Genomic DNA, 12,358 nt, shown 5'->3' with positions numbered 1-12,358 from the left:
AGCAACACCCGCCGGATATCGCGAAATCGCTTCTGGGGTGGCTGAAAAGCGCAGGAGGACTGCCGTTTCGCCCTTTCTTGCAGCTTGGCGCTTGCAGCGGGCCCGACACTGTATATAATCCCAGTCACTGTACAAAAAGACAGAGCGCTTACCATGTTGAAACTGACGCCACGCCAAGCCGAAATTCTCGCGTTCATCAAGCGCTGCCTGGAAGACAACGGCTTCCCGCCTACCCGCGCCGAGATTGCTCAGGAGCTGGGCTTCAAGTCGCCCAATGCCGCCGAGGAGCACCTCAAGGCCCTTGCCCGCAAGGGCGCGATCGAAATGACGCCGGGCGCTTCCCGCGGCATCCGCATCCCTGGCCTGGAAGCCAAGGCCGAAGAAGCCGGCCTGCCCATCATCGGCCGGGTCGCTGCCGGTGCGCCGATTCTTGCCGAACAGCACATCGAGCAATCCTGCAACATCAACCCTGCCTTCTTCCACCCCCAAGCCGACTATTTGCTGCGCGTACACGGCATGAGCATGAAGGACGTCGGCATCTTCGACGGTGACCTGCTGGCGGTGCACACCTGCCGTGAAGCCCGCAACGGCCAGATCGTTGTGGCGCGCATCGGTGACGAAGTCACCGTCAAGCGCTTCAAGCGCGAAGGCAGCAAAGTCTGGCTGCTTGCCGAAAACCCCGAATTCGCCCCCATCGAAGTCGACCTGAAAGAACAGGAGCTGGTGATCGAGGGCTTGAGCGTCGGCGTCATTCGCCGCTGATCCAGGAGGCGTCATGCAGCAGTTCATTCACGCACCCGAGCAAGCCCAGTTGCCCCTGTTCGAAGCATTCCTCGCCCAGCCCGTGCTGCCAGGCCTGAAAGCCAGGGAACCGGCGCGCAAGAGCAGCCAGCCCGAGCTGTTCAGCGAACTGTCGCTGCGCGGCGCCCCTGGCCACTGCCAAAGCCTGCTGGCCCCCGTGCTGCGCGAACTGAGCGAAGAGGACGAGGCCCGCTGGCTGACCCTGATCGCCCCACCGCCAAGCCTGACCCAGGCCTGGCTGCGCGATGCCGGGCTCAACCGTGAACGTATTCTGCTGCTGCAACCCCGCAGCAATCAAAGCGCGCTGCAACTGGCCTGTGAGGCTTTGCACCTGGGCCTCAGCCACACCGTGGTGAGCTGGCTGGGCAACGTCAATGCCACTGCACGCCAACAACTGCTACGTGCAGCCAGTGCCGGAAACGCACAAAGCCTGAACATCCGCCTCGGCTGATGTTCAGGCTTTGCCTGTCACTTCAAATAGCCTGATACGCTGCTGCACACTCAGTGCAGCACACGCGGCCCTTCATCACGCTCGAGCTCGCCATCCATCAGGCGACCGGCCATCTGCACGCCCACACTGAGCATGGCCTTTGCCACTTCCACATGCTGACCCTGCAGGAACACCTTGGCGTCTTCCGAGAAATCCAGGGTTACCAGAGAGCCCTCATCCTCGGCGCGACGAAGTTCGATGCGGCCGTCAGGCAACTCGACAATTTCCAGAAAAGACGTAGACATAAATGGCAGTTCTCCGCGAAAGGCGATTATTGTACCAGCCGTTGCGGCTATCAGCACTCACTCAACGCGTCACGGAAACGTCTCACCAAACTTTTAAGGTCATTGCGCCAGCTTTCCAGCTCGGCACGCGACAGCGCTGGATGCTCAGGCTCATCAAGATTGACAGCTTGAATCAGGGGCTGGGTAACGTCGGTTTTCGGCGCTTTTCTGGCGACCGGTGGTCGGAACAAATCGGCATAAGCACCGAGCATTTGCGCCAGCCAGGTTTCCCGCTGGCGGGCCAGCTCCAGCAACTCGGCCACTTCCGGGATGGCGATACCGTTCAGGGCATCGTCAGCCAGGGCTTGCTCCACCGTTGCGACAACCGGCAGGCGGTAAAAGCCCCCGATCTCATGGCACAGCCCCAACAAAGCGCCATACAGGTGGAACAGCGCCGACTCGCGCTCAGCCTGGACCAGACCTTGGGCATTCATGGCCTGGCTTTGTTCAGCCTTGGCCATGGACTCGAGGGCGAGGCCGGCGAAGAACAGTTTCTGGTTGGTACGGGTGTAGAGTTCCTGGGCCATTTCAGTGCCCTCCCATAAGGCTACAAGGCGGATATCTGCATCATAAATGATTGGGGCCGCTTTGCGCCCCTTCGCGGGCTTGCCCGCTCCCACCAGTACAGCGCCACATTCAATGGCGGCGCGATACCTGTGGGAGCGGGCAAGCCCGCGAAGGGGCGCAAAGCGGCCCCAAATCACAGCACCGATGGATCAGCGCTTGTCTTCAACCTTCCAGGCATTGCCGTCGTAGAACGCCTTCCAGCCGGTCGGCTTGCCATCGACCTCGGACTGCACGTACTGCTCCTTGGTCTTGCGGCTGTAGCGAATCACCGCCGGGCGGCCATCCGGGTCTTTCTGCGGCGCATCGCACAGGAAGTGGTACTTCGGGTCGATCTCATGCTTGTGCGGCACAATCTCCAGCACCAGCGGCGCACGGGTTTCGCGGTTCTTGGGGAACTGGCTGGCAGCCAGGAACAACCCGGAAGCACCGTCGCGCAGCACGTAGGTATCGTCGACCTTCTCGCACTTGAGCTCCGGCATGTCCACCTTGTCCATCTTCGGTGGCGCCGCCTCGCCGCTCTTGAGCAGCTTGCGGGTGTTCTTGCACGTTGGGTTGGTGCAGCCGAAGAACTTGCCGAAACGGCCGGTCTTCAACTGCATCTCGCTACCGCACTTGTCGCACTCCAGGCTCGGCCCTTCGTAACCCTTGATGCGGTAGTTGCCTTCTTCGATCTCGTAACCGGCGCAATCCGGGTTGTTACCGCAGATGTGCAGCTTGTGTTTCTCGTCCAGCAGGTAGGCGTCCATCGCCGTGGCGCAGATCGGGCAACGGTGCTTGCCCAGCAACACGCGCGATTCCGACTCGCCCTCGTCGTCAGCGGCAATCTCGTCGCCCGGCACCAGGTTGACGGTAGCCTTGCAGCGCTCTTTCGGCGGCAGGCTGTAGCCAGAGCAACCCAGGAACACACCTGTAGAGGCCGTGCGAATCATCATCGGCCGACCACATTCCTTGCACGGAATGTTGGTCATGGTCGGCTGGTTGGCGCGCATGCCGTCTTCGCTGGACTCGGCAGTCTGCAGCTTTTTGCTGAAATCGCCGTAGAACTCGTCGAGCACGTTTTTCCAGTCACGCTCGCCCTGGGCCACGTCGTCGAGGTTCTCTTCCATGTCGGCGGTAAAGCCGTAGTCCATCAGGTTGGAGAAGCTCTCCGACAAACGCTCGGTGACGATGTCGCCCATCTTCTCGGAGTAGAAGCGGCGGTTGTGCAGCGTCACATAGCCACGGTCCTGGATGGTGGAAATGATCGCCGCGTAGGTCGATGGGCGGCCAATGCCGCGCTTTTCCATTTCCTTGACCAGGCTGGCTTCGGTAAAGCGTGCAGGTGGCTTGGTGAAGTGCTGGCTCGGGTCGATCTGGATCAGCTTGAGTGCTTCACCCTGCACCATCTCTGGCAGCACGTCGTCTTCGCCGGGCTTGCTCTGCTGTGGCAGCACACGGGTGTAACCGTCGAACTTGAGGATGCGGCCCTTGGCACGCAGCTCGAAATCGCCGGCCGCGACGGTAACGCTGGTGGACAGGTACTGCGCTGGCGGCATCTGGCACGCCAGGAACTGGCGCCAGATCAGCTCGTACAGGCGCTCGGCGTCACGCTCCATGCCGCTGAGCTTGGTCGGGTGGGTATTCACGTCAGAAGGCCGAATCGCTTCGTGCGCCTCCTGGGCGCCCTCCTTGCTGCCGTAAACCAGTGGCGCCTCCGGCAGGTACTGCTTGCCGAACTCCCGCTCGATGTAGCTGCGTGCCATATCCAGGGCGTCAGCCGACAGGTTGGTCGAGTCGGTACGCATGTAGGTGATGTAACCAGCTTCGTACAAGCGCTGGGCCATCATCATGGTTTTCTTCACACCGAAGCCCAGGCGGTTACTGGCCGCTTGCTGCAAGGTGGACGTAATGAACGGTGCCGATGGCTTGCTGCTGGTCGGGCGGTCTTCGCGCTTGACCACGCTGTAGCTGGAAGCCTTGAGCTTTTCCAGCGCAGCCATGGCCTGAGCTTCGTTCAGCGGCTTGAAGGCCTCGCCCTTCTCGCGCGCCACCTCGAAACGCACCTTGGCGTTCTTGGCAGTGCCGAGGTCGGCGTGGATCTCCCAGTACTCTTCCGGGATGAACGCGCGGATCTCACGCTCGCGCTCTACCACAAGCTTTACCGCTACCGACTGCACACGGCCAGCGGACAGACCGCGGGCAATCTTGGCCCACAGCAGCGGCGAAACCATGTAACCGACCACGCGGTCGAGGAAACGCCGCGCCTGCTGGGCGTTGACCCGGTCGATGTCCAGCTCGCCTGGCTGCGAGAACGCTTCCTGAATGGCCTTCTTGGTAATTTCGTTGAACACCACGCGCTTGTAGCGGGTGTCGTCACCCCCGATGGCCTCGCGCAGGTGCCAGGCAATGGCTTCCCCTTCGCGGTCCAAGTCGGTTGCGAGATAGATGGTGTCGGCATCCTTGGCCAGGCGGCGCAGCTCTTCGATCACCTTTTCCTTGCCAGGCAGGATCTCGTACTTGGCCTTCCAGCCATGGTCGGGGTCGACGCCCATGCGCGCCACCAGCTGGCGGCGGGCCTTCTCTTTCGGCGAAAGCGCCGGCGCCTCACCCGCAGCCTTGCCACGCTTGGCGGCCGGCTCTTTGCTCGCGCTGGCCGAACCGCTGGTGGGGAGGTCTCGGATATGGCCGATACTCGACTTCACCACGTACTGGTTGCCCAGGTACTTGTTGATGGTCTTGGCCTTGGCCGGGGATTCCACAATGACCAGCGATTTGCCCATGGATCGGAGTATTCCTGAATCTGAAGATAAAAAACGCGCCAAGTGCCAGACGCGGCACCGCTATATATAGTGGCAAAAGTGTGAGGTCAAGCTCGGACGATCACGCGTGCGACTTGCCCAGCAACCCGGGCAGCCCCTCTTCGGCCTTGACCAAAGCAAAGCGTGGCACCTGCTCGCCGTCAAATTCGACGGACTCCTGGAACATCGACAGGGGACGTACCCAGAAGCTGTAATCACCATACAGGCATTGGTAGAACACCATCCACTCTTCGGTTTCGGAGTGCCGCGCAACACTGAAGACACGGTACTCAGGCCCTTTGTAATGCCGGTATACGCCTGGTTGTATCTGCATGCTGCACACCTCCTGAATAAAACCTGAAAAAACAAAACCGGGGCACTAGGCCCCGGCTGCTGTCCCGCTACGCGATCAGACGCGTTCGAAGACAGTGGTGATACCTTGGCCCAGGCCGACGCACATGGTCGCAACACCCAGCGTACCGCCATTTTGCTTCATGACGTTGAGCAGGGTGCCGGAAATCCGCGCCCCGGAGCAACCGAACGGGTGGCCCAAAGCAATGGCGCCGCCGTGCAGGTTAACCTTCTCATCCATCTTGTCGAGCACTTTCAAGTCTTTCAGCACGGGCAGGGCCTGTGCAGCGAAGGCTTCGTTGAGCTCGATGAAGTCGATATCGGCCATGGTCAAGCCCGCACGCTTGAGGGCTTTCTGGGTCGATGGCACCGGGCCGTAGCCCATGATTGCCGGGTCTACACCGGCCACGGCCATCGAACGGATCACCGCCAATGGCTGGATACCCAGGTCCATGGCACGCTGACCGGACATGACGATCATGCACGAGGCGCCGTCGGTGATCTGCGACGAGGTACCGGCCGTGACCGTACCGCCTTTCGGGTTGAACGCAGGCTTGAGCGACGCCAGGCCTTCGAGGGTGGTTTCCGGGCGAATGGTTTCGTCGAAATCGAACACCTTCAGGAAGCCGTTCTCGTCGTAGCCCTGCATCGGGATGATCTCATCCCTGAACTTGCCTTCGACCGTGGCTTTGTGGGCCAGCTGGTGTGAGCGCAAGCCGAACAGGTCCTGCTGCTCACGGGTGATGCCGTGCATCTTGCCAAGCATTTCTGCAGTCAGGCCCATCATCCCGGAAGCCTTGGCGGCATGCAAGGACAGGTGCGGGTTGGGGTCGACGCCGTGCATCATGCTGACGTGGCCCATGTGCTCCACGCCACCCACCACGAACACATCACCGTTACCGGTCATGATCGCCTGGGCAGCCGTGTGCAGGGCGCTCATGGACGAGCCGCACAGGCGGCTGACGGTCTGCGCCGCAGAGGTGTGCGGGATCGGGGTCATCAGCGAAGCCATGCGGGCGATGTTCCAGCCCTGCTCCAGGGTCTGGTTGACGCAGCCCCAGATCACGTCCTCGACTTCTTTCGGGTCGACCTTGCCGTTGCGTTCCAGCAGTTTGCTGATCAGGTGCGCCGACATGTCTTCAGCGCGGGTATTGCGGTGCATGCCACCCTTGGAGCGGCCCATTGGCGTGCGACCGAAGTCGACAATCACCACGTCTCTTGGATTCAGGCTCATATCAAATCTCTCGCTCTAGCTCGTTGACCGCTCAGTTGAAGAAGCGCTGGCCGTTCTTGGCCATTTCACGCAGCTTGGCGGTCGGGTGGTACAGCGGCCCCAGGTCGGCGTACTGATCGGCCAGGGCAACGAATTCGGCCACACCGATCGAGTCGATGTAACGCAGCGCACCACCGCGGAAGGGAGGGAAACCAATGCCGTAGACCAAGCCCATGTCAGCTTCGGCGGCGGTTTCGACGATGCCGTCTTCCAGGCAACGCACGGTCTCAAGGCACAGCGGGACCATCATCCAGTTGATGATGTCTTCGTCAGTGACTTCACGCTGCTCGAACACGATAGGCTTGAGCACGTCGAGCACGGCGGCATCGAAGACCTTCTTCGGTTTGCCGCGCTTGTCGGTTTCGTAGGCGTAGAAGCCCTTGCCGTTCTTCTGGCCCAGGCGGTTGGCCTCGTACAGCGCATCAACGGCCGAGCGACGCTCGTCCTTCATGCGGTCCGGGAAACCTTCGGCCATCACATCGCGGCCATGGTGACCGGTGTCGATGCCGACCACGTCCATCAGGTAGGCCGGGCCCATCGGCCAGCCGAACTTTTCCATGACCTTGTCGATGCGCACAAAATCGACACCGGCGCTGACCAGCCTGGCGAAACCGCCGAAGTAAGGGAACAGCACGCGGTTGACCAAAAAGCCCGGGCAGTCGTTGACCACGATCGGGTTCTTGCCCATTTTCTTGGCGTAGGCCACGGTGGTGGCGACCGCCACTTCACTGGACTTTTCGCCACGGATCACTTCAACCAGCGGCATCATGTGCACCGGGTTGAAGAAGTGCATGCCGACGAAGTTTTCCGGGCGCTTGAGCGCCTTGGCCAGCAGGTTGATGGAGATGGTCGAAGTGTTGGAAGCGAGGATCGCATCGTCCTTCACCTGGCCTTCCACTTCCGCCAGTACCGCTTGCTTGACCTTCGGGTTCTCGACCACAGCCTCGACGACGATGTCGACATTGGCGAAATCGCCATAGGACAGGGTCGGGCGAATGGCGTTGAGGGCCTCGGCCATCTTGGCCGGGGTCAGGCGGCCCTTCTCGACTCGGTTGCCAAGCAGCTTGGAGGCCTCGTTCAGACCCAGCTGAATGGCTTCCTCGCGGATGTCCTTCATCAGGATCGGCGTACCTTTGACCGCCGACTGGTAGGCGATACCGCCGCCCATGATGCCGGCGCCGAGCACGGCGGCCTGCTTCACGTCGTGGGCGATCTCGTCATGCGCCTTGGCCTTGCGCTTGAGTTCCTGATCGTTGAGGAACAAGCCGATCAGGCTCTCGGCGACCGAGGTCTTGGCCAGCTTGGCAAAGCCTGCTGCTTCGACTTCCAGGGCCTTGTCGCGACCGAAGTTGGCGGCTTTCTGGATGCTCTTGATCGCTTCGACCGGGGCCGGGTAATTCGGGCCGGCCTGGCCAGCGACGAAGCCCTTGGCAGTCTCGAAGGCCATCATCTGCTCGATGGCATTGAGCTTGAGCTTTTCCAGCTTCGGCTGGCGCTTGGCCTTGTAGTCCAGCTCGCCACTGATGGCACGCTTGATCAGGTCGAGGGCACCGGCCAGCAGCAGCTCAGGGGCGACCACGGCGTCGACGGCCCCCACTTTCAGGGCATCTTCGGCACGGTTTTCCTTGCCGGCGGCGATCCACTCGATGGCGTTGTCCGAGCCGATCAGGCGCGGCAGGCGCACGGTACCGCCGAAGCCCGGGTAGATACCCAGCTTGACTTCCGGCAGGCCGATCCTGGCGCTGGTGGACATGACCCGGTAGTCGGCCGCCAGGCACATTTCCAGGCCGCCGCCCAGCGCGATGCCGTTGATGGCGGCAACGGTCGGCACTTCGAGGTCTTCGAAGGCGTTGAAGATGCGATTGGCTTCCAGGTTGCCAGCGACCAGTTCGGCCTCAGGCAGCTTGAAGTTGTCGACGAACTCGGTGATGTCGGCGCCGACGATGAACACGTCCTTGCCACTGCTGACGATCACGCCCTTGACCGAAGCATCGGCCCGGATGGCATCGACGGCCTGGCGCAGCTCGTTCAGGGTAAGGCGGTTGAACTTGTTGACGGACTCACCCTTGAGGTCGAACTTGAGCTCGACGATGCCACTTTCAAGAGCCTTAACCGTGATGGCTTTACCTTCGTAAATCATCAACTGATCTCCACGATATGGAAGCTGAACTGTACACGCCGATCGCTGCAGCAGAAGCAGGCCTAAGCTGCCTTGCCCCAGGCACACCCGTCAGCGCGCTAGTCGGAAGTATGGCTTGGCGTCATGACATACAAACGCTCAATTCATACGCCCGTTTGATTTGGGTGTGCACACATTCTCCGAAAAGATGGGCGTTGTCAAATGCTCACGAGCACGGCGAAAACGCGACTTTCCAGTCATTTTCTATCGTCCGGGTACAAAACATGATGACAGTGATCGCCGGTCATTCATGTCAGCGATTGACCACAAGCATCGGCTGATTGCTTTGCGCTTGCGCGAAGAGCCAAGGCGACTACACTGGCACTTGCTTGAATGAATAACCCGGCCTGCCTGGCCTTTTCTGCGCAGCAGAACGCAAAGCGGCGACTTGGCACCCCACCCCTTCAGGGTTATGCCGAGCCGCCGCTTTGTCGTTACAGAACAGATTGACCAGCCTGGATGCCCCGTAGGAGCGGGTTTACCCGCGAAGCAGGCACCGCGGAGTTCGGCACCGGCTCTGCCAGAGTTCGCAGATGAATCCGCGCCTACAGGGGTCGCGCATGGGGCGGCGCTCAAGCCAAGGTTTCGAGGGCGTAGGCAACATCCTGCAACACAGCAGTATCGCCGCGCTCGGTCCAGTACAGGGCAATCATCCGCGCATCGGCCTCGACCTTGTACACACTCGCCGGCAAACGCGACAAGGCGCCCATGAAGCGTGGGTCTTCGCAGGGTTCGCGCCACTGGTTCCACCACACCCCGGGGCTGACCTGCCAGAAGCTGAAGCTGTCCTCATGCCCACGGCGCCGGGCTCGGTGATACTGCGGGCAAGGGCTTGGCGGCTCCTTTTCCAGCCAGTGCGGCCACTGCTGCGGCGCCAGCTGCATGGCCAAACCCATGCGCCGCGCCTCCAGGCGCAACTTCATCTGCTCGCTCTGCTTGCGCGAGCTGCGCAGCCAGGAAAGCGGACTGAGAATCAGCGCAAGGATTGACACCACCAGCAATACCGTCATATCAGTAGTTCCCATAAAGCGTTGCAAATGAGCTGGTTAGCCATTTTTCACGGTAGACCCGCCCTAAAGCGACCATACTTCTTCTATCGCGATTGTCAGGAGTACCGCTCATGCAATACGAACATTTGTTGGTCGCCGTCGACCTGACCGAAGAATGCGACCCGGTGATCAAGCGCGCCATGGCGCTGGCAGAGCCTTCGAAAGCCAAGGTATCCCTGGTGCACATCGTCGAGCCGATGGCCATGGCCTTCGGCGGTGACGTACCGATGGACCTGTCGCAGCTGCAACAGCAGCAGTTCGACCAGGCCAAGGAGCGCATGGACCGGCTGTTCAACAAATACCCGGAAATCAACCGCGGCGACTCGCACCTGACCTACGGCCAGCCTCGCCAGGAAATCCACCAGTTGGCCAAGGACCAGAAGTGCGACCTGATCGTGGTCGGCAGCCATGGCCGTCACGGCCTGGCGTTGCTGCTGGGCTCCACGGCCAACGATGTGCTGCACGGTGCGCCGTGTGACGTGCTGGCTGTACGCTTGCTGAAGAAGGATTGACTGGACCTGAACCGGCCTCTTCGCGGGCAAGCCCGCACATACAAGGGTATGGCACCCCCTGTAGGTGCGGCTTTACCCGCGAAGAGGCCGGAACAGGCTAACGCCCATCAGCCTTCCAGCTCAGCCCAGCGCTCTACCAAGACATCCAGCTCGCCCTGCAGCTTCTCGATCCGCGCCAGCACCGCCGAAGTTTCTGCAATCGGCCGCTGATAGAAGCCCGCCGCATTCACTTCTTCCTGGGCTTCAGCCATACGCTGCTCCAGCTCATCGATCTGCCCCGGCAGCATCTCCAGCTCACGCTGCAGCTTGTAGCTGAGCTTCTTCTTCGAAGCTTCTTCCACCACCGGCGCCGCAACAGGCTCAGGCTTGGCCTCGACCTTCTCCACCACCGCGCTGTTGAGCGCAGACTTACCGCCCTTGCTCTCGGTCACGCCCAGCAGCTTCGGCGAGCCGCCCTGGCGAATCCAGTCCTCGTAGCCGCCCACATACTCACGCACCTTGCCCTCGCCTTCGAACACCAGGGTGCTGGTCACGACGTTGTCGAGGAAGGCCCGGTCGTGGCTGACCATCAGCACGGTGCCCTTGTAGTTGGACAGCACCTCTTCCAGCAGCTCGAGGGTTTCCACGTCCAGGTCGTTGGTCGGTTCGTCGAGCACCAGCAGGTTGGCCGGCTTGCTGAACAGCTTGGCCAGCAGCAGCCGCGCACGCTCACCACCTGACAGCGCCTTGACCGGCGTGCGCGCACGCTGGGGACTGAACAGGAAGTCGCCCAGGTAGCTCAGCACGTGACGGTTCTGGCCATCGATCTCGATGAAATCACGGCCTTCGGCCAGGTTGTCGATCACGGTCTTTTCCAGGTCGAGCTGGTGGCGCATCTGGTCGAAATAGGCCACCTCAAGCTTGGTACCGCGCTCCACTTTGCCCGCAGTGGGCTCAAGGTCGCCCAGCATCATCTTGAGCAACGTGGTCTTGCCAGTGCCGTTTGCGCCCAGCAGACCGATGCGATCCTGCCGCTGCAGGACCATGGAAAAGTCCTTGACCAGCAGGGGGCCGTCCGCGTGATGGAAGCTGACATTCTCCAGCACCATCACCTGCTTGCCGGATTTGTCCGCGGCTTCGATCTGGATGTTGGCCTTGCCCTGTCGTTCACGGCGCTCGCCACGCTCCACACGCAGGGCCTTCAGTGCACGCACGCGGCCTTCGTTGCGGGTACGGCGGGCCTTGATGCCCTGGCGGATCCACACTTCTTCCTGGGCCAGGCGCTTGTCGAACAGCGCGTTGGCGGTTTCTTCGGCGGCCAGTGCGGCCTCCTTGTGCACCAGGAAGCTGGCGTAGTCACCGTTCCAGTCGATCAGGCCGCCGCGGTCCAGTTCGAGGATACGGGTGGCCAGGTTCTGCAGGAACGAACGGTCGTGGGTGATGAACAATACCGCGCCGTTGAAGCCACGCAGGGCCTCTTCGAGCCAGGCGATGGCACCGATGTCCAGGTGGTTGGTCGGTTCGTCGAGCAGCAGCAGGTCGGGCTCGGACACCAGCGCCTGGGCCAGCAGTACGCGGCGGCGCCAGCCACCGGACAGCTCGGCCAGGGTCTTGTCGGCCGGCAGCTGCAGGCGGCTGAGTGTGCTTTCCACCACCTGCTGCAGGCGCCAGCCGTCGCGGGCTTCCAGCTCGTGCTGGACGTGCATGAGTTTTTCCAGGTCTTCATCGCCCTGGATGTTCATGCTCAGGTGGTGGAACTGCGCCAGCAATTCGCCCACGCCGTCCAGACCAGCGGCTACCACGTCGAACACCGTGCGCTCGTCGGCCACCGGCAATTCCTGTGGCAACTCACCGATCTTCAGGCCAGGAGCACGCCAGATTTCACCGTCGTCGCCCTTCTGCTCGCCCTTGACCAGGCGCAGCATGCTCGACTTGCCGGTGCCGTTGCGGCCGATGATGCACACCCGCTCGCCACGAGCGATCTGCCAGGACACTTTGTCCAGCAGCGGCATGGCGCCGAATGCGAGGGACACATCGCTGAATTTGAGCAGGGTCATGTTCGTCTCCATAAATCGGGCGCGCATTCTACCTGACTT

At 61.5% G+C, this 12,358-nt stretch carries 11 protein-coding genes; 3 read left to right on the top strand and 8 right to left on the bottom strand.

The window, feature by feature from the left end; all coding sequences use genetic code 11:
* Positions 1–153 precede the first annotated feature (153 nt).
* Together lexA and sulA are read left to right on the top strand one after the other, a co-directional pair.
* Entirely contained in the window at positions 154–762 is a 609-nt protein-coding gene (gene lexA / locus C4Q27_RS20760; RefSeq protein ID WP_010953131.1) for a transcriptional repressor LexA, read from the top strand.
* A gap of 13 nt (positions 763–775) precedes the next feature.
* Positions 776–1,252, top strand: coding sequence for an SOS-induced cell division inhibitor SulA (sulA, locus tag C4Q27_RS20755; RefSeq protein ID WP_014753928.1), 477 nt, complete (start codon positions 776–778; stop codon positions 1,250–1,252).
* A 50-nt stretch (positions 1,253–1,302) separates the two neighbouring features.
* Here sulA and C4Q27_RS20750 read toward each other — a convergent pair whose 3' ends face one another.
* The 7 genes from C4Q27_RS20750 to C4Q27_RS20715 form a co-directional block, all read right to left on the bottom strand.
* Positions 1,303–1,536 carry a hypothetical protein gene (locus C4Q27_RS20750; RefSeq protein ID WP_003248777.1) on the bottom strand — a complete coding sequence of 78 codons (234 nt, stop codon included), beginning with the start codon at positions 1,534–1,536 and terminating at the stop codon, positions 1,303–1,305.
* A 50-nt stretch (positions 1,537–1,586) separates the two neighbouring features.
* The gene (locus C4Q27_RS20745) at positions 1,587–2,102 is read right to left on the bottom strand and encodes a DUF6586 family protein (protein ID WP_003248773.1); all 516 of its coding nucleotides are present in this window, start codon (positions 2,100–2,102) and stop codon (positions 1,587–1,589) included.
* A 189-nt stretch (positions 2,103–2,291) separates the two neighbouring features.
* A complete protein-coding gene (gene topA / locus C4Q27_RS20740; protein WP_064492315.1) occupies positions 2,292–4,901 on the bottom strand; it encodes a type I DNA topoisomerase in 2,610 nt (869 codons plus the stop codon).
* Between the two features lie 100 nt (positions 4,902–5,001).
* Complete coding sequence (locus tag C4Q27_RS20735; protein WP_003248769.1) at positions 5,002–5,253, bottom strand: DUF1653 domain-containing protein; 252 nt, start codon at positions 5,251–5,253, stop codon at positions 5,002–5,004.
* A gap of 75 nt (positions 5,254–5,328) precedes the next feature.
* Positions 5,329–6,504 (bottom strand): acetyl-CoA C-acyltransferase FadA, encoded by a 1,176-nt coding sequence (gene fadA / locus C4Q27_RS20730; protein ID WP_064492316.1) that lies wholly within the window; start codon positions 6,502–6,504, stop codon positions 5,329–5,331.
* Between the two features lie 31 nt (positions 6,505–6,535).
* Entirely contained in the window at positions 6,536–8,683 is a 2,148-nt protein-coding gene (gene fadB / locus C4Q27_RS20725) for a fatty acid oxidation complex subunit alpha FadB (RefSeq protein WP_064492317.1), read from the bottom strand.
* 611 nt (positions 8,684–9,294) lie between these two features.
* Complete coding sequence (locus tag C4Q27_RS20715; protein ID WP_003248762.1) at positions 9,295–9,732, bottom strand: hypothetical protein; 438 nt, start codon at positions 9,730–9,732, stop codon at positions 9,295–9,297.
* 110 nt (positions 9,733–9,842) lie between these two features.
* Here C4Q27_RS20715 and C4Q27_RS20710 point away from each other — a divergent pair, with 110 nt between their 5' ends.
* Complete coding sequence (locus C4Q27_RS20710; protein WP_014591782.1) at positions 9,843–10,283, top strand: universal stress protein; 441 nt, start codon at positions 9,843–9,845, stop codon at positions 10,281–10,283.
* Positions 10,284–10,390: 107 nt separating this feature from the next.
* Here C4Q27_RS20710 and C4Q27_RS20705 read toward each other — a convergent pair whose 3' ends face one another.
* Positions 10,391–12,319, bottom strand: coding sequence for an ATP-binding cassette domain-containing protein (locus C4Q27_RS20705; protein ID WP_014591783.1), 1,929 nt, complete (start codon positions 12,317–12,319; stop codon positions 10,391–10,393).
* Positions 12,320–12,358 lie beyond the last annotated feature (39 nt).

The organism is Pseudomonas sp. SWI36 (assembly GCF_002948105.1).
Taxonomy (GTDB): Bacteria; Pseudomonadota; Gammaproteobacteria; order Pseudomonadales; family Pseudomonadaceae; genus Aquipseudomonas; species Aquipseudomonas alloputida.
This window is presented reverse-complemented; position numbering and strand designations above follow the sequence as displayed.

Coding starts and splice junctions, on each gene's coding strand:
- fadB (WP_064492317.1), bottom strand. CDS start 8,683: ATGATTTACGAAGGTAAAGCCATCACGGTTAAGGCTCTTGAAAGTGGC.
- C4Q27_RS20735 (WP_003248769.1), bottom strand. CDS start 5,253: ATGCAGATACAACCAGGCGTATACCGGCATTACAAAGGGCCTGAGTAC.
- sulA (WP_014753928.1), top strand. CDS start 776: ATGCAGCAGTTCATTCACGCACCCGAGCAAGCCCAGTTGCCCCTGTTC.
- C4Q27_RS20745 (WP_003248773.1), bottom strand. CDS start 2,102: ATGGCCCAGGAACTCTACACCCGTACCAACCAGAAACTGTTCTTCGCC.
- C4Q27_RS20715 (WP_003248762.1), bottom strand. CDS start 9,732: ATGACGGTATTGCTGGTGGTGTCAATCCTTGCGCTGATTCTCAGTCCG.
- lexA (WP_010953131.1), top strand. CDS start 154: ATGTTGAAACTGACGCCACGCCAAGCCGAAATTCTCGCGTTCATCAAG.
- C4Q27_RS20750 (WP_003248777.1), bottom strand. CDS start 1,536: ATGTCTACGTCTTTTCTGGAAATTGTCGAGTTGCCTGACGGCCGCATC.
- topA (WP_064492315.1), bottom strand. CDS start 4,901: ATGGGCAAATCGCTGGTCATTGTGGAATCCCCGGCCAAGGCCAAGACC.
- C4Q27_RS20705 (WP_014591783.1), bottom strand. CDS start 12,319: ATGACCCTGCTCAAATTCAGCGATGTGTCCCTCGCATTCGGCGCCATG.
- fadA (WP_064492316.1), bottom strand. CDS start 6,504: ATGAGCCTGAATCCAAGAGACGTGGTGATTGTCGACTTCGGTCGCACG.
- C4Q27_RS20710 (WP_014591782.1), top strand. CDS start 9,843: ATGCAATACGAACATTTGTTGGTCGCCGTCGACCTGACCGAAGAATGC.